The organism is Pseudomonas sp. GW531-T4 (assembly GCF_017349615.1).
Taxonomy (GTDB): domain Bacteria; phylum Pseudomonadota; class Gammaproteobacteria; order Pseudomonadales; family Pseudomonadaceae; genus Aquipseudomonas; species Aquipseudomonas chlororaphis_I.
In genome coordinates, this window is record NZ_JACMZT010000049.1 from 21,693 (window position 1) to 40,493 (window position 18,801).

The window sequence follows — 18,801 nt, forward strand, 5'->3', positions numbered from 1 at the left end:
CCTGTGCATTGAATCGGCGCCGCGGACGCCAATAATCGGCGACTTTCCCACCCGCAACAGGAAAGCCGCCATGAGCATCCATACCCGCAGCAAACGCCTGACCGTGCCGCAACTGGTGGCCATGAAAGGCCAGCAGAAGATCGTCTCCCTGACCGCCTACACCAGCCACATGGCGCGGCTGATGGACCCGTTCGTCGATTTCGTGCTGATCGGCGACTCCACGGCCATGGTCGGCTACGGCCGCACCTCCACCCTGGACATGAGCCTGGAAGAGATCATCGGCCACACCCGCGCCGTAGTCGCCAGTACCCGGCTGGCCTGCGTGATCGCCGACATGCCGTTCGGCAGTTACCAGGAATCGCCGCAACAGGCCTACCGCAACTGTGCCGAGGTGCTGGCGCGCACCGGCTGTGACGCGCTCAAGCTCGAAGGCGGGCAGGCCCTGGCGCCGACTGTGGAGTTCCTGGTGCAGCGCGGGATTCCGGTGATGGCCCATATCGGCCTGATGCCCCAGTACGTGAATGTCATGGGCGGCTTCAAGGCCCAGGGCCTGAACGACGCCACCGCCCAGGCCATCGAGGCCGACGCCCGCGCCCATCTCGAAGCCGGGGCGTTCAGCCTGCTGCTGGAAGGGGTGGCGGAAAACCTCGCGCGGCGCATCAGCGACTTCTCGCCGATGCCGACCATCGGCATCGGCGCCTCCCCCGCCTGTGACGGCCAGGTGCTGGTGACCGAAGACCTGCTGGGCCTGGGCGGGCCCCAGGTGCCGCGCTTCGTCAAACAGTACGCCGATGTCGGCGCGCTGATCAGCCAGGCCTGCGAGCAGTTCGCCGCCGAGGTGCGCGACGACCGCTTCCCCGAGGCGCGGCACTGCTACGGCGTTTGATCGATGGCCCGGGCCAGCCGTTGCACGGCGCCAGCGATGTCCTGGCGCCAGTCGAGGGTGAAGCTCAGGCGCAGGTGATGGCGCCAGAGCCCTTGCTGGCTGAACATCTGCCCCGGGGCGATGACGATGCCCTGGCCCAGCAGCTGTTCATAGACCTGGGCCATATCCACCGGGCGCGTGGCCTCGGCCCACAGGGTCGCGCCGCCGGCCGGGGTGACCACGCGCAGCTGCTCGGCGGCGTGTTCGGCCAGCAGCGCCTGCATCTGGCCCATGCGCTCGCGCAACAGACCGCGCAGCTGCGTCAGGTGCTGATCGACACGGCCGCTGCCCAGCAGCTTGGCCACGGCCTTCTGGCGGATCGGCGACAGGCGAAACGCGCGCTCGAGAAAATGCCGCTGCAAGCGCGCGCCCTGGCCGCGGCACAGCACGTAGCTGAAGGGCGCCTCGGAACCGATCAGCTTGTCGAAGGTGGAAAACACCAGCAGCCGCTCGGGATCGGCGTAATCGCGATACCGCGCCGGCTCCGGGGTGAAGCAGAACTCGCCATAGCTGTCATTTTCCAACAGCCAGATGCCGCGCTCCCCCAGCCAGCGGCACAGCTGCTGTTTATCCGCCGCGGGCATCAGGCTGCCGTGGGGTGTATTCAAGGTCGAGGACAGCAGCGCCAGGCGCACCGGCTCGCGTTGTAGCACCTCATGCAGCCGCTGGCGATCGAAACGCCCTTCGGCATCCAGCGGCAGCTCGATCACGCGGATCTTCGCCGCCTGCAATTGCCGCAGGATCGCCCAGGAACAGGGCGACTCCACCAGGGCGACGCTGCCATTCAGCTCCAGGGCATCGAGGGACAACGCCAGCACCGCGCGCAGGTCGGTGCCGAGGAACACCTGTTCGGCCTGCCAGTAATCCGTGGTCGAGCGGGTGTAACGCTCGGCCAGCACCGTGCGCAGCTCCGCCTCGCCAAACGGCTGGTACAGCGGCGCCTGGGAGCGCGGGTACTGGCGCACCAGCTCGCGCTCGGCCGTCAACAGGGGATTGTCCAGGGACAGCAACATCGCCGGCGCATCGCTGCACAGCGCCAGCATTCCGGGCTGGCGGGCGTAGGCATAGACCCTGTCCAGCAAGTGCGTATCCGGCGCCAGCCCTGGCGCCGGCACGGGGCGACTGAAGTAGCCCTGCTTGGGCCGGGCGTAGATCCGCCCTTCATCTTCGAGCAAAGCGTAGGCGTACTTGGTGGTGGAGACCGAGACCTTGAGGCGCTGGGCCAGGGCGCGCAATGACGGCAGGCGCTGCTCGGCCGCACTGGCGCCATCCAGCCACTCCACCAGGTAGCGGTAGACGGCCTGATAGGCGAAAGGCGTTTCGCGGCTCACCGCCTCAGGCGCCCTTGGCCAGGGCGATCGCCGCCTGGATCGCCGCGCGGGCCTGGGGGCTGTTTTTCCAGCAGCTGGAGCCGACCAGGGCCGAGGCCTGAGTGACGATATCCAGGGCATCGGCCCGGGCCAGCTGGGCGAGGGAATCGATGCCCAGTTGTTCGAGGCGGGCGACCACGGTTTCGCCGACACCCTTGACCTTGAGCAGCGCCTGGCGTTCTTCGAGCGGGAATGGCATGTACTTCAATCCTTTGCAGTGGGTACCAATTGCCGCATTCTTGCACAGTTTTCGGCCGCCCCAGCCTGAGGCGACCGACCTCCTGACAATCATAAAAAGACTTGAGGTATCGACGTGTCCACAGACATTGAAGACAGCCGCTCCGCCCGTTTTGCCCTGCGCTGCTCGAACTGGGCCGAGCGCTGGTTCCCCGACTCCTGGGTGTTCGCCGCGCTGGCGGTGGTCATAGTCGCCCTGGCCACCATGGCCATGGGCGCCAAGCCCACCGACACCGCCATGGCCTTCGGCGACGGCTTCTGGAGCCTGATCCCCTTCACCATGCAGATGGCCTTCGTGGTCATCGGCGGCTATGTAGTCGCCAGCTCGCCGCCGGCGGTGAAGCTGATCGACAAACTGGCGCGCATCCCGAAGAACGGCCGTTCCGCCGTGGCCTGGGTAGCGCTGATCTCCATGGTCGCCTCCTTGCTCAACTGGGGCCTGTCCCTGGTGTTCGGCGGCTTGCTGGTGCGCGCCCTGGCCCGGCGTACCGAGCTGCGCATGGACTACCGCGCCGCTGGCGCCGCGGCCTACCTGGGCCTGGGCGCGGTATGGGCCCTGGGCCTGTCGTCGTCCGCCGCGCAATTGCAGGCCAACCCCGGCAGCCTGCCGCCGTCGATCCTGTCGATCACCGGGGTGATTCCGTTCACCCAGACCATCTTTCTCTGGCAGTCCGGCGTGTTGCTGCTGGCCTTGATCGTGGTCTCGCTGGTCATCGCCTACGCCACCGCGCCCGGCCCGAACTCGGCGCGCGACGCCAAGGCCTGCGGCATCGATCCGAGTTTCAGCATGCCCAAGCCACAACCGCGCACCCGCCCCGGCGAGTGGCTGGAATACAGCCCGCTGTTGACCATCCTGCTGGCCTTGCTGGCGGCCGGCTGGCTCTACCACGAGTTCGCCACCAAGCCGGCGATCACCGCGATTTCCGGGCTCAACACCTATAACTTCCTGTTCCTGATGCTCGGCGCGCTGCTGCACTGGCGCCCGCGCAGCTTCCTCGAAGCGGTGGCCCGCGCCGTGCCGACCACCACCGGGGTGCTGATCCAGTTCCCGCTGTACGGCTCTATCGCGGCCTTGCTGACCGTGGTCAAGGGTGTCGACGGCCAAACCCTGGCCCACCACATCTCGACCTTCTTCGTGCAGATCGCCTCCCACGACACCTATGCGCTGCTGATGGGCATCTACTCGGCGGTACTGGGCTTCTTCATTCCCTCGGGCGGCGGCAAGTGGATCATCGAGGCGCCCTACGTGATGCAGGTGGCCAATGACCTGCAATACCACCTGGGCTGGGCGGTGCAGATCTACAACGCCGCCGAGGCGCTGCCGAACCTGATCAACCCCTTCTACATGCTGCCGCTGCTGGGGGTCCTGGGGCTCAAGGCGCGGGACCTGATCGGTTTTTCCTTCGTCCAGTTGCTGGTGCACGCGCCGCTGGTGCTGGTGCTGCTGTGGGCATTGGGCACCACGCTGAGCTATATGCCACCCGTGGCGCCGTAATCTTTTGCGGGCGGCTCGTTTCTCTGCGGGAGCGAGCTGGTTCGCGACAGACTGCGCAGTGGTCGCAAAAGCTGCCACCGCGCTTTACCTGGAGAAAATCATTGCCCGGATGGATGCCATCGCGGGCAAGCCTCGCTCCTACAGAAGCAGCCCTACACGCTTTCCAGCCTCCCCCTACTATCTTCTAAGCCCCGTCCCAGAGCCTTTTCTGTAGTCTTTCCGTCATATTCGGTTGCTACCGTGCAGCCGAAATACTTTGTTACGAATTGATCGAAAGGTAATCAGGGACCCGGCATGAGCGACGAACACTCGAAAGACCCAGAACATTCCCAGGCCACTGAGCCCCCCACCGACACCAGCCGCCGGCGTTTTCTCGGCGGCGTAGCGGTGCTGGGTGTCGGCGCGACGCTCAGCGCCTGCGGCCATAACGACCCGGCGCCGGGCAAACCGGTGGAACGCCCGCTGTCGCCCGCCGAGCTGGACCGGGCGCTGCGCGACAACGTGAAGAACGTGGTGGTGATCTATGCCGAGAACCGCAGCTTCAACAACCTGTTCGCCGACTTCCCGGGCCTGGAAAAACCGCTCTCGGCCCTCAAGCCCGCCGACTATCAGCAGCGCGACCGCGACGGCAGCCTGTTGCAGACCTTGCCGCCGGTCTGGGGCGGTGTCGCCCAGGTCGGGCCCCAGGCCCTGGATGGCGTGACCTACCCGGTCGGCACCCAATACCAGGAACACCTGCCCAACGCACCCTTCGCCCTCAAGGGCCCCGATGGCCAAGACCTGCCCCTGGGCCTGGTCACCCGCGACCTGTGGCACGTGTTCTACCAGAACCAGATGCAGATCAACGGCGGCAAGAACGATGGTTTCGTCGCCTGGGCCGACTCCGGCGGCCTGCCCATGGGTCATTACGCCCAGAGCCGCTATGAGCTGCGCCTGTGGGATGTGGCCCGGGAGTTCGTGCTGTGCGACAACTTCTTCCAGGGCACCTTCGGCGGCTCGTTTCTCAACCACCAGTACCTGATCAGCGCCGCCGTGCCGTTTTATCCGGATGCGGCCAATTCGGTGGCCAAGCCGCAGATCGCCACCCTGCAGAGCGACGACCCGCTCGACAGCCGTCTCAAGCCGCTGGAGCAATCCCCGGCCAGCGCCATGAGCGGCCCGCCGCAATTCGGCCCGAGCCTGCTGACCCCCGACGGCTACGCGGTCAATACCATGGCCCCGCCGTACTGGCCGACCTGGATCCGCGACCCGCAGCGCCCGGCCTATGCCAAGGCCGACCTGCCCAATGTGCTGGTGCCGCAACGCCACGACACCATCGGCGACAAGCTCTCGCGCAAGGACATCGACTGGGCCTGGTACGCCGGCGCCTGGCAGGTCACGCTGGACGCCTACAAGGATTCGGCGGGGATTCCGAAGATCCCCAACTTCCAGTACCACCACCAGCCGTTCAACTACTTCGCGCAGTTCGGTCCCGAGCAGCCGAACGAACGCAACCACCACCTGCGCGATGCGGGCCTGGGCGATGAGTCGGGCAGCAACCGCTTCCTCGCCGATGCCGAGGCCGGCAAGTTGCCGCCGGTGGCGTTCTACAAGCCCCAGGGCAACCTCAACATGCACGCCGGTTATGCCGATGTGGCCGCGGGCGACCGGCATATCGTGCGCGTCCTGAAGGTGCTGCGCGAAAGCCCGCAGTGGCAGAACATGGTGGTGATCGTCACGGTCGATGAAAACGGCGGCTGGTGGGACCACGTCGCCCCGCCCAAGGGCGACCGCTGGGGGCCGGGGACGCGCATCCCGGCGCTGGTGGTGTCGCCGTTCGCCCGCAAGGGCACGGTGGACCATACGGTGTACGACACCGCGTCGATCCTGCGGCTGATCACCCGGGTGTTCCAGCTCGAACCGCTCGACGGCCTCAAGCAACGGGACGCGGCGATGACCGCCCGGGGGCAGGCGCCCATGGGCGACCTGAGCAATGCCCTGCACTTCCCGGCCTGAACCGGCGGCAGCGGCCGCCCGGGCGGCCGTTTGCGGGTGCAGAAATGAAGATTTATTCCACCTTTTTCCTTGTCACCCGCTACTGTTTCAGGGTGGAACTTACCTCGCCCAGACGAGGCCTACGCTGACAAGGAGCCAAGCATGAAACTCACAGGATTGTCCCTTCCCCTCGCCGCCCTGACCCTGGGCGGCCTGACCCTAAGTAGCCTGACCCTGAGCACCGCAGCCCAGGCCAACGTCGATCTGAAGCTGGGCAACACCCAGCGTGTCACCCAGCTCTTCTCCTACCCCAACAACTGCAACGTGATCTGCTTCCGCAACTGGACGCTGGAACAGACCGTCGAACACTACCTGACCCAAAGCGTGAAGCGCGATGGCTACAGCACCGCCAAGGTCAAGGTGAAGACCGATAACAACCAGCTGTACGCCAACATCAGCGGTGTGCCGAAGGACTATGGCAAGCCGCTGACCGCCCTGCTGGATGCCGGCGACCTGGCCTACAAGGGCGCCAGCAAACTCAACAGCGACGGCAAGTGGACCTACAGCTGGTACCTGTTCCTGCCCCTGGGCATGGCCCTGGAAAACCGCAAGAGCGTCGAGCTGCTGCACTTCCCGCCGGACTACTCGCTGACTCAAGCCCAGGACTACCTGAGATCGGCCACCACCGACCGCTGGGCCACCCTGCTCACCACCAATGGCATTCCCACCGAGCAGACCCCGGGCTACCAGACCATCATCGACATCGCGCCGATCGCCGCCCCGGCCACTGCCGGCAAGGACCTGGAAGGCGTCTACGGCTACTTCCAGGACTACCAGACCACCATGGTCAAGCAGGTCAGCCAGAACGCCAGCGGCGGCGCCCTGCCGATGGTGGCCTTCGGCGCGCCGGTGCGTAACTGGATCAAGCAGCAGTACGGCGCCACCGTGAGTGTGCTGGGCCTGGCGCAGATCAGCCCGAGCGCGGGCCTGAAGGTGCCGGTGCTGGGTTCCAACCACCCGAGTTACATCTGGTACGCGGCGGACCCGGAGAACTACGACGGTGACGAGGCCAAGGCCGATGCGGCCGGCTTGAAAGTGATGGGGCAGGACCTGAGCGCCGCCTGCTGGCAGGCCGGGATGGGCAGCAAGCCGGGCAGCGATCCGGCGGCACAACTCAAAAGCTGCACACAGAACTGGCAGGTGGCCAACAAAGAGCAGACCTGCGCTCTGTTCTACACCTCGATCCGTAAGCTGACGCCGGAGCAGGCCCAGGCCAAGTGCGCCAGCGAGCCGGTACAGACCCAGCTGAAACAGTTGAAGGCGCCGGCACCGTCGATGAGTACCGAGGCACCGCCGCATATCTGACGGATAAGCGGTAACGGCTACATCCCCATCGCGAGCAAGCTCGCTCCTACAGAACGGCACATCGCCCGTAGGAGCGAGCTTGCTCGCGATGGGGTTTCAGCGCCTCAGAGCGCCCCGACCGGACGCAGGCGGTACTGCGGCGGCAGTTGCTCGAAGCCACTGATGGTGGCGTTCAGGCTCTTCCAGCGGCCGTCCTTGATGCCATAGATGCAACCGTGGATCGACAGGCTCTGCCCGCGATGCCAGGCGTTTTGCACGATGCTGGTGTGGCCGACGTTGGCCACTTGCTGGATCACGTTCAGCTCACAGAGGCGGTCGACCCGCTCTTCCTCGGTGGCCAGTTGCCCCAGCACTTCGCGATGTTCGTAGTACAGGTCGCGAATCGAGCGCAGCCAGCCATCGATCAGGCCCAGCTGGCGATCCTGCATCGAGGCGCGCACGCCGCCACAGCCGTAGTGGCCGGTGACCAGGATGTGTTTGACCTTGAGCACGTCCACCGCGTACTGGATCACCGACAGGCAATTGAGGTCGGTGTGCAGCACCACGTTGGCCACGTTGCGGTGTACGAACAGATCCCCGGGCAGCATGCCAACGATCTCGTTGGCCGGCACACGGGCGTCCGAACAGCCGATCCACAGGTATTCCGGCGTCTGCTGGCGAGCCAGCTTGGAGAAGAAGTCAGGATCTTCCTGCTTGATCGCTTCGGCCCAACGCTCGTTGTTATCAATCAGGTCTTGTAGTTCGTTCATGCTGTGAAACCTCAGGATTGATGCGTTGCTATGACAGACGACCGTCTATCGGGGTCACGCGCGTCTATGCAGATACCGCTTATCCACCCCTTTGAATCTTGCAGGGTCTGGTGGGTCCACTCTTTAAGCCCGAAAGTATGAGCAACCGTCATGACTGAATCACGACGTCCCTATGGTGCGCCTCAGCCCGAGCCCATCGACGACAACGAAGACCGCATGGGTTCCATGGAAGAGCTGGACTTCGATGAAGAAGAACCCGGTGCCAGGGTCGGCGACCCTGCTTCCAGCTCTGTGGAGCATCGTACTCCCCACCGGCACATCCATGGCTCCAGCCTGACCGGCAACGCCGACGAGGAGCCCAACGACGATGAGCTGACCCCGGAAAACCTGATCCGCGAAGACGGCGCCCGCTCCGCCCATGAAGCCGGTGAAGACCAGCCGGCCGACTGGGACCTGAGCATTGTCGATGAAGACGATATCGGCGGCGGCAATGGCCTGGACGAAGCAGAACTGGCCCATAGCGACCCGCTGGACGGCAAACCCTGACCCGTCTGCCCTACGTAACGGGTTGATACTTCGTCAATCGACCAGGGTGCAGGCCATCACCAGCGCATCTTCGCGCCCGCCTGTCGCCGGATAGTAATCCCGGCGACGGCCGACCTCGTTGAAACCGTAGCGCTCGTACAACCGATAGGCGGTCTGGTTGCTGGAGCGCACCTCGAGGAAGCACTCACGCGCGTCTTTCTGGTAAGCACGCTTCATCAGCTCTTCCAGCAGGCGCAGGCCCAGGCCGCGGCCCTGGTTTTCCGGCTTGACGGTGATATTGAGCAGGTGGGCTTCGTCGATGATCACCTGGATCACCCCGTGGCCGACCTGCTGGCTGCCTTCGAACATCAGCCAGACTTCATAGGACTTCAGGGCGTCGGTGAAAATGCCGCGGGTCCAGGGATGGCTGAACGCCGCGTATTCGATTTTCAGGATGGCATCCAGATCCGCCTCGGTGGCCTGGCGGAACGATAAAGCGTCACTCATTGCTACTTTTCCAACGCGCCATCAGCCGACGCATGGCTTGCCAGACATCAGCCTTACGCTGTGGCTCTTCCATTAATAATTCCAGCCCGGGCAGCGCCCAGGCCGAGCCCAGGCCTTCGACCTGGAGTTCACGGTTGTAGGCTTGCGCATCGGCCTCGCCCGCGAAACGTACCGCTGGCAGGCCGATCAGCCACAGGCAGACGCAAGGTTCTTCTTCGACCCGCGCCCCGACAAAGGCCTGGACGAAATCCCGCGCTGCGTCCGGCCCCTGGTCGAGGTTGCCGCGGGTCAGCATCGGCCAGCGCACCGGCTCGGCGAGGATCTGCGGGCTGTCCGGCAGGCCGGCGGCGCGCAGCATGTCCTTGAGCAGCAGGTAGGCCGGGTCGCGGCTCTGGAAGGCTTCGCCTGTGGGTAACTCCACCAGCAGCAGGCAACGGCCGGCGCGCAGCAATTGCAAGGCGAAACGCGGTGGCGGCACGGGCGGGGCCTTGACCGGTGCCGGGGCCTCCTCCGCCTCCTCCACGGGCTTGCTGACCGGACGAACGGCAGCGCTGCCGGGACGCGGCACTTCGATTTTCGGTCGTTCGGCAGGCTTGGCCACAGGCTCGGCAACCGTTTTGGCCACAGGTGCAGGGGCTGCCGGGGCCTCGACCACGGGCTCGGCAATCACCAGCAACTCGGGACGGGACGGCGCCGCAAAGGGCAATTCGGTGCGCGGCAGCCAGCTGACCACCTGCATGGCGGACAGATAAGCGCGACGGCGGGACTCGATAAGCAAAGGTCGGCCACTTGTGGATAACTGAAGTGGGGGGATTCTACCGTCCTTCGTCGAAGATCGCCCGCAGTTGATTCGCCACAAAAAACGCCCGTCCAGCCCATGACAAGACCGAGGGGTGAATCGTCAGCCTTCCGATGCAGTACAATCGCCGCTTTTCATTGCCAACCAGCCGGCCATTCCGATGATCGAACCCAAGCGCGTGTTGCGCGCCCTCGCCGAACACTGGGCACTTCTGGAGCCACTGTGCGAGCACTTCGACCAAGGCACCCTGAGCCTCGCCGAACTGCGTTCACAGCTGGCCGCACAGCAAATTGACAGTACGCCACAGGACATCACCAGCCTGCTGGATGTGTGGATCCGCCTGGATATCCTGGTTCCGGTGGCGAAAAGCCCGAACCGTTTCGAGCTCAACGCGCAGATCCACGACTTCCTCGCCTACCTGCGGCGCGAGCACCGCCTGGGCCTGTGCCTGGAAATCGAAGCCTACCTGCGCCACCTCGAGCGCCTGGCCGGTTATATCCAGGACGCCTTCGACATCCGCGACGGCCACGACCTGGCCCGCCAGCTGCGCCTGCTGGACATGCGCGTGCGCGATGTCCTGAAAAAGCTCGCCAACGACGAACAGGCCCTGGTGGCCGTCGCCGAGCGGGCCAAGACCAGCGACCGGCAGATTCCCCTGCGCCAGCGGTACGCCGAGGTACTGGCCACCTGGGACGAATACGTCGAACCGATGATCCAGCTGGTGAACGCCGACGGCGCCTTCGAGCAAGGCGTGCGCAAGGTCGAGAACGTGCTGCTGCGCATGCTCACCGAACAGCAGCGCCTGGGCCAGCTGGTGGACGACGACATGCTGCTGCGCACCCACGCGCGGATCCTGGAAATGCAGACCAGCGCCCAGCTGACCCTGCGTCACGCCCGGGAACTGCTGCTGCCGCTGCGTGAAGAAGCCCGCCGGCACAACGCCGTGACCCGCGGCGCGGCCCTGGCGCTGTCGGCCATCCGCCGCAAGGGCATCGACGCCGTGCCGCAAGCGGCCATGCCGCTGTTCACCCGCCCGCAGAGCACCTTCCTCGGCAGCTCCGGCCAGGTCGAGGCCTATGTCTACGCCCTGGCCAGCTTCGAGCCGAAGCCGACGCGCTTCCCCAAGGCACACAAGAGCCACAAGGGCGGCGATGCGCCACGGGCGCCGCGCACGGTGCGCGAGATGCTCGACCGCTGCGAAGACGCGCTGCCGATGCCGGACCTGATGACCTGGCTGCTGGAGCAGGAACCGGACGGCGCCACCGACGAGCTGCTGTACTGGTTCTCCCGCCTGTCGCGGGAAAAACGCTTCAAGCGCGAGCGTCTGGAACGCCGCGACTACCACACCCACGAGCACCAGGTCAGCCTGCGCTCCTTCGCCCTGCTCTCGGCCCGCGATGATGCTGCCGAGAATTCTGCGAGCACTCCCCATGCATCTTGATCTTTCCGAACTGTCCCAGCTGGCGCCGATCTTTCGCGAGCTGTTCAAGGGCTATCACATCAGCCGCCGTGACCCGGAGCTGTATTCCCAGCTGTCGAACTTCCAGGACCAGTACCGCACCCTGTTCAAGGCCCTGGGTTTCGAACTGGTGTGCGACACCCGCGGCTTCTACTACTTCGTGCCGGAGAACGCCGCCGCCCAGGTGAACAAGACCGCCCAGCGCCTGGCGCTGTTCACCTTCATCCTGGTGGAACACCTGGCCGACCAGGGCCGCGACCCGGTCGCCGTGCTCGACGGCGGCAGCCTCGCCCGCGACGAACTGCCGTCGTTGCTGGAGAAGTACCGCGACCTGTTCATCCAGGCCGAAGTACAGACCCATGAAGAACTGGAAGAAAAAATCATGCGGCGCATGACCCAACTGGGTTTTGCCGGCGAGGAGCCGGGCATCTACCGCTTCCTGCCGCCGATGCACCGCTTCCTCGACGTCTGCCTGTCGGTGCAGCAGGACCGTGACCTGGCCGCCAGCCTGCACAGCGTGCTGCCGTTGCCGACGCCGGTACTGATCGACGAAGACAGCGACGAAAAACTGCTGCAGACCGACGACCCGCTGGACCTCAGCGAATTCGTCGAGTCCGAAGAAAGTGAAGAAGACGCACTGGCCCGCGCCATTGCCGAAGAACAGGAGCTCGACGCATGAGCAAGGAACGCTACGGCATCCGCCGCTTTGCCCTTTTGAACACCGCCGGCTACAGCCTGGGCCTGTTCCCGCTGGAAGAGCCGCTGTCGGTCTACGGCGCGAACAACCTGGGTAAGTCGGCTTCGATCAACGCCCTGCAATTCCCGATCCTGGCGCGCATGTCGGACATGAGCTTCGGCAAGTACAGCCTGGAACAATCGCGGCGCTTCTACTTCGCCACCGATACCAGCTACATCCTGGTGGAAGTGTCCCTGCCCCATGGCCCGCACGTGATCGGCGTGGCCGGACGCGGTCCGGGCGGCAGTTTCGGTCACCAGTTCTTCGCCTATGCCGGCTCGCTGGACCTGGCGCATTACCAGAAGGACGACACCTGCCTGCGACTGAAGGAGCTGTTCACCAACCTTGAGCGCCAGGGCCTGAAGGCCTATGAACTCAAGCCAGATGAACTGCGCCGCTTGCTGGTGGGCGGGCATACCTCGATTCCGCTGGACCTGACCCTGATCCCGCTGCGCTCCACCAGCGAACAGAGCCTGAAAACCTTCCGCGCGCTGTTCATCAACCTGCTGCACATGCGCGAAATCACCGCGGCCAAGCTCAAGCAACTGTTCCTCGACGCCTTCGAGCACAGCCTGCGCTCCGGCAGCGTCGACTACATCGCCGCCTGCGAAGAAGCCTTCCGCGACGTGCGCCGCATGGAGCAGGACTACAACTCGCTGGTGGCCGCGGGCCCCCTGGTGGAAGCCCTGGGCAACGGCGTAAAGCAGCGCGACATCCTGCGCGGCAAACTGCATCGCCTGTCACCACTGCTCGATTCGCTGCTGGGCACCTGGTCCGACTACGCCAGTGCACGCAAGGAAGAGCTGACCGTCCAGGCCGAGCACTACCGCAACGAACAGGACGCGCTGCAGAACGACCAGCGCAGCAGCACCCAGGAAATGATGCGCCTGGAACGGGAAATCACCGGCACCCAGCGCTGGCTCGGCGAACTCTCGGTGCTCAAGCATCGTTTCGCCCTGGTGGACGACGTCAAGGTCCTGGAGCAGCAACTGCTGGCGGCCAAGGATGCCCACGACGAACTGGCCGGCGCCCTGGCCCAGTCCCGGCAATTCTCCGCCGAGGACCTGGAAGAGCGTCTGCGCGACCTGGAAAAACGCCTGAAGTCGGTCAAGCAGCAGCTCGATAACGCCGACAACAATAGCTATGCGCGCCTGCGCGAGGAGTTCTCCCAGCAGGACGTCGAGCGCCTGATGCGCCTGTTCAACAGCCAATTGTTCAGCCTGCCGCTGGGCGAACACGGCATCGCCCTGGACGAGAACGGCGACTGGGTCAAATCCGTGGAGCTGATTCTCGACGGTTTCAAGGGCGAGCGCTTCGAAGTGCCGGGCCTGTCCATCGACATTTCCCACATCGAACCGCCGGCCTTGCAGGCCCTGGCGGACCGCGCAGCGCTGCGCGACCAGAAAGAGCGCCTGGACAAAGAACTCAAGCAGCTGAAAACCCAGGCCGCGGTGGCCGCCGACCGCGCCGCGAGCAAGACCCAGACCGAAGCGCTGTACCAGCAGGTGCTGGATGCGCAGAAAGCCCTGGAAGACTTCCGCCGCGCCCAGACCCTGAGCGCCGAGGAAGGCGAGAAGCTGGAACAGCTGGCACAGATGGAGGCCGCCCAGGACGAACTCAAGCGCTCCAGCGACGCCTTCACCGAACGCGTCCAGCAACTGTCGGCCAAGCTGCAACTGGTAGGCCGGCAGATCAGCGACATGGAAGCCAAGCAACGTACCCTCGACGACGCCCTGCGCCGTCGTCAGCTGTTGCCGGCGGACCTGCCGTTCGGCACACCGTTCATGGAGCCAGTGGACGACTCCATGGACAACCTGCTGCCCCTGCTCAACGACTACCAGGACAGCTGGCAGGGTCTGCAGCGGGTCGATGGCCAGATCGAGGCGCTGTACGCCCAGGTGCGCCTCAAGGGCGTGGCCAAGTTCGACAGCGAAGACGACATGGAGCGCCGCCTGCAACTGCTGATCAACGCCTATGCGCACCGCACCGACGAAGCCCTGACCCTGGGCAAGGCGCGTCGCGCGGCCGTCACCGACATCGCCCGGACCCTGCGCAACATCCGCAGCGACTACGACAGCCTCGAGCACCAGCTGGCGCTGTTCAACCGCGAAATCAACAAACGCCAGGTGTCCAACCTGCAGAGCTTCCGTATCGTCCTCGCGCCGAACAAGGAAGCCCTCAAGCACATCGACCAGATCATCCACAGCGCCGGCCAGTACGAGGAAGGCGAGACCCTGTCGGTGTTCGACCTGAGCCAGAGCGCCGAGCAAGACAACAAGAACGAAGAGGCCAAGGAATACCTGGCGCGCCTGGTAGCGGCCAACCACAACCAGTTGGGCCTCAAGGACCTGTTCGAGCTGGCGTTCGAGATCACCAAGGTCAATGGCCAGCCGGTGATCCACACCGATATCGATGGCGCGGCGTCCAACGGCACCACCATGACCATCAAGGCGCTGACCAACATGTACCTGTTGCTGCACTTGATGGATCGCGAGCAGGCCGGGCGTATTCGCCTGCCGTACTACCTCGACGAGGCCGCGGACATCGACGAGAAGAACCAGGCAGCGCTGCTGGAAACCAGCCTGCAACTGGGCTTCGTACCGATCCTGGCCAGTGTGAAGCCGCAGGTGTCGGCCCAGGTCGCCATCGACCTGGAAGGCGGCAGCGGTCCGAACGGTATCTACATCGACGAGGCGGACTGGAAGTACATCCGCCGTCACGATCAGGTCAAGGCCACCCTGAACGTCGAGCCGGAAGCCGAGGCGGAGCTGGACGAGGTGTAACCCGCCCGAAGCCGTAAAACAAAAAGGCCGTGATCTTTCGATCACGGCCTTTTTTGCTTCTGTAGGAACGAGCGGTGGCGATCCGACTTGCCTGCGATAGCGATACATCTGTCAGATCGCTATCGCGGGCAAGCCTCGCTCCTACAAAGGCTACTTAGCCAAAGGGATTTTCGGCGCCCAGGTCAGCCACTCGTCCTCGAATTTGTCGAACAACGGGAAGGTCTGCTCCGGCCGCGCCGGGCTGCCCATGCGCTCGCCATCCGGCGTGGCAAAGGCGATACCGCCCTGGATCAGGGTCTCCAGAGACTCGGTACGGACCGTCGCGCCCTTGAACAGGCCAATGTCGATACCGAACCCGCTGCTGTTCCAGAAGCGCGTGCCGCCACGCACCAGCGGCGCGTACTTGGGCTCGATCAGGATATGGATCAGGACCCGGTCGGCGGTCTGGCCCAGCTCGTAGCCCGTGACCTTGCCCACCGTCACTTCACGGTAGGTCACCGGTACGCCGATCTTCAGCGAGCCCCGACGCTCTGCGCTCAGCACCAGGCTCAGGCCGGCCTCGGCGACCGCGGCTTCCGGTGGCTGGGGCAAGGCGACAAAGCTGGTTTGCGCGCCGAGGTTCTTCGCCGCCGGCTGCACTTCGATGTACTGCCCGGTCACCAGGGTTTCCAGGTTGGCGGTCTTGATCAACCCAAGCTCCGGCTTGACCACCCAGAACTGGCTGCCAACCCGCGCGATACGCTCCGGCACTTCGGTGATCCGGGCCTTGAGCAGCACCGACTGCAGGTCGCCGCTCAGGTCAACGTCTTCGACCTTGCCGACATCCAGGCCCTTGAAGCGGATAGGCGTGCCCGAACGCAGGCCATCGGCGCGATCGACCTTGATGCTGATCAGCGTGCCTTTCTGCGTCGCCTGCTCCTTGTCGGCATACAGGCGGAAACGCGGGATACGCTTTTTCAGCGGCACATTGGGTTCCGGCGTGTCGAAGGCGATACCGCCGGCCATCAGGCTTTGCAGCGACTCGCTCTTGACCTGGATGCCGCCGGTCAGGCCACCGGTCAAGGTGACGCCGCTGGCGTTCCAGAAGCGCGTCGAACCGTTCACCAGCCCTTCGTATTCCTTCTCGATGTGCACGCCGATCACCAACTGCTTGCGGGTCCGCGAGAATTGGTAGCTCTGCACCGAGCCGACCTTGACCTGCTTGTACAGAATCGGGCTGCCCACCTCCAGCGAACCGAGGTTTTCAGTAAACAGCACCAGGTGCAGGCCAGGGGAGCGCAGGTCCAGCGGCGGCGCCTTGGGCCGCGCCTCGAATTCGCGTTGCGGGGCGCCGCCCTTGTCACCGGGACGCACCGCGATGTAGTTGCCTTTGACCAGGGCCTCCAGACCCGTGATACCGGCCAGGGAGATCGAAGGCTTGACCACCCAGAACTGGGTGCCTTGTACCAGGTAATCCTCGGCCAAGGGGTCCAGGGTCAGCTCCGCCGTGGCGCTGGACAGATCGGGGTCGACCTTGAGGGCCTTCAGGTTACCGACCTGGATTCCCTTGTACATGACTGGCGTGCGGCCTGCCTGGAGCCCTTCGAAATCGCTCAGTTTGACCTTGACCCGGATGCCCGCCTGCGCCGCGTCGAAGTCTTCGTAGAGACGGAACGGCAGGGTCGGGTCGGTGGGCGGGCTGTCCCGGCGATTCTCCGGGGTAGCGAAGGCGATACCCCCAGCGACGATGCTGGCCAGGGATTCGCTACGCACTTTCACACCGGAGAGGTTGGCGTCGATACTGATGCCGCTGGCGTTCCAGAAACGCGTATGTTTACGCACCAGGTTGGCGTAGGTCGGCTCGATAAAGACTTTGATCTCGACCGTGTTCTGGTCCTCGGAGAGCAGGTAGCTTTTCACCTGGCCCACCTGGATCTGCTTGTAGAACACCGGGCTGCCGCGGTTCAGTGAGCCCAGGCGATCCGCCTTGATGGTCAGGTGCAGACCCGGCTTGGCATCCGATAGCGGCGGCTCTTCGGCCAGCGCCTTGAACTTGCGCGCAGTCTCGCCCTCGCCCGGGCTGATGGCGATGTAGTTACCCGAAACCAGTGTTTCCAGGCCGGTGATCCCGGCCAGGGTCACGCTCGGCTTGACCAGCCAGAAACGGGTGCTGCTTTTCAGGTATTGCTGGACGTCCTTGTTCATCTCGACGGTGGCAATCACCCCTCTGGTGTTGCCTTCGTCATCCAGGGCCAGGGCCTTGACCTTGCCCACCGACATCCCTTTGTAGACCACTTCGGTCTTGTTGGCCTGGATGCCCTCGCCACTTTCAAAGCGCACCTGGATCTCGATACCCGTCTGGTTATAGGCACGCCAGCCCAACCATCCGCCGATCAGTAATGCGATCAGGGGCAGGACCCAGATGGCCGACCAGTTCGAAGCCGGACGGGTTTTAGCTTTAGGCAAATCACTCATTGTCGTCGTCCGACTCCGTGTTATCCCAGATCAGTCGGGGATCAAAAGTTACTGCGGCGAGCATCGTCAGAATCACCACGCTGGCAAAGGCCACTGCACCAAGATTGGCCTCGATACTGGCAAGCCTGCCGAAGTTCACCACCGCCACCAGGATGGCGATCACAAAGATATCCAGCATCGACCAGCGGCCGATGAACTCGATAAAGCGGTACATCCAAATGCGTTGCCGCGCCGATAACGGCTGGTGGCGCTGGACCGAAAACAGCAACAGGGCAATCCCCACCAGTTTGAAAGTGGGCACCAAAATACTGGCGATGAACACCACCGCCGCAATCGGGATCATGCCGTGCTGCACCAGTACGATCACCCCCGACATGATGGTGCTGGGATCACCCTGGCCGAGCGACGTGACCGTCATGATCGGCAGCACATTGGCCGGGATGTACAGGATTGCCGCGGTAATCAGCAGTGCCCAGGTACGCATGATGCTGTTGGGGCGACGAGCATGCACCAGGGCCCCGCAGCGGGTGCAGGTCTGCTCGTCGGTATCGGGTTCCTGCCTGTTCAGCTCATGGCATTCGTTACAGACCAGAATGCCCGCATCAATTGCTCTCATGCGCATCCTCCCCCGCCAAGGCATCCCATATCTGATGGGGCGACATGACCACCTCCAGCCATACCTGAACCAATAACAAGCTGACAAAACATACCAGCCCCAGGCCGACCGTCATGGCAGCCAGGTCCGCCAGCTTGACGATGGCGACCAATACGCCCATCAGGTAGACCTCGAGCATGCCCCAGTCCCGCAAGTGGTGGTAAATGCGGTACAGCAGCAGGCCGTAACTGCGACCTATGTCCAGGCGAATGCTCAGGAGCACGAACAACTGGCAGACCAGCTTGAGCAATGGAATGCCCATGCTGCAGAGAAACACCACCACCGCCACGCCCTGCATATCGGTATTAAACAAACCGACGACGCCGCTCCATACGGTGTCCTCAGAGGATTGTCCGAGTAGATTGAGCTGCATGATGGGTAAAAAGTTCGCGGGGACATAGAGCAGTAGCGCGGCAATAACCAATGCCAGGCTGCGGTCCACGACATTATGGCGGTGTGCGTATAGCTCGTAACCACAGCGGGGGCACTGGGCTTTTTCTCCGTGGGCCAGCTCTGGCTTGCGCATCAGCAAGTCGCATTCGTGGCAGGCCACCAGGTCATCCAGCGGCAACTCCGACAGCCCGGGGGCGTCAACCGTATCTGACATACAAGGCTCTGGCTCTGAAAAGGCGTGGAGCTATTCTAGAGGTCCGTCCCGAAAATAACTGTGCAAAATTGTTTGGAGATAAGAACCGTTTTTCTGCACGCAAAAGACAAAACCCCAATTGCTTTCGCAATTGGGGTTTCGGAATTTAATCTTGACGATGA

At 64.0% G+C, this 18,801-nt stretch carries 16 protein-coding genes; 8 read left to right on the top strand and 8 right to left on the bottom strand.

The window, feature by feature from the left end:
- Nucleotides 1-70: 70 nt before the first annotated feature.
- Nucleotides 71-886: a 3-methyl-2-oxobutanoate hydroxymethyltransferase gene (gene panB, locus J4D28_RS26740; protein ID WP_103331736.1), complete on the top strand. Its 816-nt coding sequence runs from the start codon at nt 71-73 to the stop codon at nt 884-886.
- Here panB and J4D28_RS26745 read toward each other — a convergent pair.
- Both J4D28_RS26745 and J4D28_RS26750 read right to left on the bottom strand, forming a co-directional pair.
- Complete coding sequence (locus J4D28_RS26745) at nt 874-2,256, bottom strand: PLP-dependent aminotransferase family protein (RefSeq protein ID WP_103331735.1); 1,383 nt, start codon at nt 2,254-2,256, stop codon at nt 874-876. The two genes, panB and J4D28_RS26745, sit on opposite strands and share 13 nt — an antisense overlap.
- A gap of 4 nt (nt 2,257-2,260) precedes the next feature.
- Entirely contained in the window at nt 2,261-2,494 is a 234-nt protein-coding gene (locus tag J4D28_RS26750; protein ID WP_009050862.1) for a hypothetical protein, read from the bottom strand.
- A 114-nt stretch (nt 2,495-2,608) separates the two neighbouring features.
- Between J4D28_RS26750 and J4D28_RS26755 the strand changes: the two genes are divergently transcribed.
- The 3 genes from J4D28_RS26755 (at nt 2,609) to J4D28_RS26765 (ending at nt 7,366) form a co-directional block, all read left to right on the top strand.
- Nucleotides 2,609-4,027, top strand: coding sequence for a short-chain fatty acid transporter (locus tag J4D28_RS26755; protein ID WP_053269933.1), 1,419 nt, complete (start codon nt 2,609-2,611; stop codon nt 4,025-4,027).
- Nucleotides 4,028-4,321: 294 nt separating this feature from the next.
- Nucleotides 4,322-6,022, top strand: coding sequence for an acid phosphatase (locus J4D28_RS26760; protein ID WP_028684163.1), 1,701 nt, complete (start codon nt 4,322-4,324; stop codon nt 6,020-6,022).
- Nucleotides 6,023-6,163: 141 nt separating this feature from the next.
- Entirely contained in the window at nt 6,164-7,366 is a 1,203-nt protein-coding gene (locus tag J4D28_RS26765; RefSeq protein WP_103331734.1) for a hypothetical protein, read from the top strand.
- A gap of 104 nt (nt 7,367-7,470) precedes the next feature.
- Here the strand turns inward: J4D28_RS26765 and can are convergent, their stop codons facing one another.
- Nucleotides 7,471-8,115: a carbonate dehydratase gene (can, locus tag J4D28_RS26770; protein ID WP_009050866.1), complete on the bottom strand. Its 645-nt coding sequence runs from the start codon at nt 8,113-8,115 to the stop codon at nt 7,471-7,473.
- Between the two features lie 150 nt (nt 8,116-8,265).
- Here can and J4D28_RS26775 point away from each other — a divergent pair, with 150 nt between their 5' ends.
- A complete protein-coding gene (locus tag J4D28_RS26775; protein ID WP_016703647.1) occupies nt 8,266-8,661 on the top strand; it encodes a hypothetical protein in 396 nt (131 codons plus the stop codon).
- Nucleotides 8,662-8,694: 33 nt separating this feature from the next.
- On the opposite strand, the gene rimI is transcribed toward J4D28_RS26775, so the two are convergent.
- Nucleotides 8,695-9,147, bottom strand: coding sequence for a ribosomal protein S18-alanine N-acetyltransferase (gene rimI, locus J4D28_RS26780; RefSeq protein ID WP_007930137.1), 453 nt, complete (start codon nt 9,145-9,147; stop codon nt 8,695-8,697).
- Nucleotides 9,140-9,925 (bottom strand): hypothetical protein, encoded by a 786-nt coding sequence (locus J4D28_RS26785; RefSeq protein ID WP_028684162.1) that lies wholly within the window; start codon nt 9,923-9,925, stop codon nt 9,140-9,142. The genes rimI and J4D28_RS26785 overlap by 8 nt, the downstream gene beginning before the upstream one ends.
- Before the next feature lie 181 nt (nt 9,926-10,106).
- Between J4D28_RS26785 and mksB the strand changes: the two genes are divergently transcribed.
- The 3 genes from mksB to mksF are packed head-to-tail and all read left to right on the top strand — an operon-like array spanning nt 10,107 to nt 14,924.
- Nucleotides 10,107-11,387 (top strand): Mks condensin complex protein MksB, encoded by a 1,281-nt coding sequence (gene mksB, locus J4D28_RS26790; protein ID WP_036985445.1) that lies wholly within the window; start codon nt 10,107-10,109, stop codon nt 11,385-11,387.
- Nucleotides 11,377-12,084 (top strand): Mks condensin complex protein MksE, encoded by a 708-nt coding sequence (gene mksE, locus J4D28_RS26795; protein WP_016703649.1) that lies wholly within the window; start codon nt 11,377-11,379, stop codon nt 12,082-12,084. Before mksB ends, mksE begins: the two co-directional genes overlap by 11 nt.
- The gene (gene mksF / locus J4D28_RS26800; RefSeq protein ID WP_038575767.1) at nt 12,081-14,924 is read left to right on the top strand and encodes an Mks condensin complex protein MksF; all 2,844 of its coding nucleotides are present in this window, start codon (nt 12,081-12,083) and stop codon (nt 14,922-14,924) included. Before mksE ends, mksF begins: the two co-directional genes overlap by 4 nt.
- Before the next feature lie 150 nt (nt 14,925-15,074).
- On the opposite strand, the gene J4D28_RS26805 is transcribed toward mksF, so the two are convergent.
- From J4D28_RS26805 to J4D28_RS26815, 3 genes are read right to left on the bottom strand one after another with little or no spacing between them, the layout of a single operon-like run.
- Nucleotides 15,075-17,378 carry a PqiB family protein gene (locus J4D28_RS26805; RefSeq protein WP_103331733.1) on the bottom strand — a complete coding sequence of 768 codons (2,304 nt, stop codon included), beginning with the start codon at nt 17,376-17,378 and terminating at the stop codon, nt 15,075-15,077.
- Nucleotides 17,371-17,994 (bottom strand): paraquat-inducible protein A, encoded by a 624-nt coding sequence (locus J4D28_RS26810; RefSeq protein WP_007930128.1) that lies wholly within the window; start codon nt 17,992-17,994, stop codon nt 17,371-17,373. The genes J4D28_RS26805 and J4D28_RS26810 overlap by 8 nt, the downstream gene beginning before the upstream one ends.
- The gene (locus J4D28_RS26815) at nt 17,981-18,640 is read right to left on the bottom strand and encodes a paraquat-inducible protein A (protein ID WP_038635160.1); all 660 of its coding nucleotides are present in this window, start codon (nt 18,638-18,640) and stop codon (nt 17,981-17,983) included. The genes J4D28_RS26810 and J4D28_RS26815 overlap by 14 nt, the downstream gene beginning before the upstream one ends.
- Between the last annotated feature and the right edge of the window lie 161 nt (nt 18,641-18,801).

Coding starts and splice junctions, on each gene's coding strand:
- panB (WP_103331736.1), top strand. CDS start 71: ATGAGCATCCATACCCGCAGCAAACGCCTGACCGTGCCGCAACTGGTG.
- J4D28_RS26750 (WP_009050862.1), bottom strand. CDS start 2,494: ATGCCATTCCCGCTCGAAGAACGCCAGGCGCTGCTCAAGGTCAAGGGT.
- J4D28_RS26760 (WP_028684163.1), top strand. CDS start 4,322: ATGAGCGACGAACACTCGAAAGACCCAGAACATTCCCAGGCCACTGAG.
- J4D28_RS26765 (WP_103331734.1), top strand. CDS start 6,164: ATGAAACTCACAGGATTGTCCCTTCCCCTCGCCGCCCTGACCCTGGGC.
- can (WP_009050866.1), bottom strand. CDS start 8,115: ATGAACGAACTACAAGACCTGATTGATAACAACGAGCGTTGGGCCGAA.
- J4D28_RS26775 (WP_016703647.1), top strand. CDS start 8,266: ATGACTGAATCACGACGTCCCTATGGTGCGCCTCAGCCCGAGCCCATC.
- rimI (WP_007930137.1), bottom strand. CDS start 9,147: ATGAGTGACGCTTTATCGTTCCGCCAGGCCACCGAGGCGGATCTGGAT.
- mksB (WP_036985445.1), top strand. CDS start 10,107: ATGATCGAACCCAAGCGCGTGTTGCGCGCCCTCGCCGAACACTGGGCA.
- mksE (WP_016703649.1), top strand. CDS start 11,377: ATGCATCTTGATCTTTCCGAACTGTCCCAGCTGGCGCCGATCTTTCGC.
- mksF (WP_038575767.1), top strand. CDS start 12,081: ATGAGCAAGGAACGCTACGGCATCCGCCGCTTTGCCCTTTTGAACACC.
- J4D28_RS26805 (WP_103331733.1), bottom strand. CDS start 17,378: ATGAGTGATTTGCCTAAAGCTAAAACCCGTCCGGCTTCGAACTGGTCG.
- J4D28_RS26810 (WP_007930128.1), bottom strand. CDS start 17,994: ATGAGAGCAATTGATGCGGGCATTCTGGTCTGTAACGAATGCCATGAG.
- J4D28_RS26815 (WP_038635160.1), bottom strand. CDS start 18,640: ATGTCAGATACGGTTGACGCCCCCGGGCTGTCGGAGTTGCCGCTGGAT.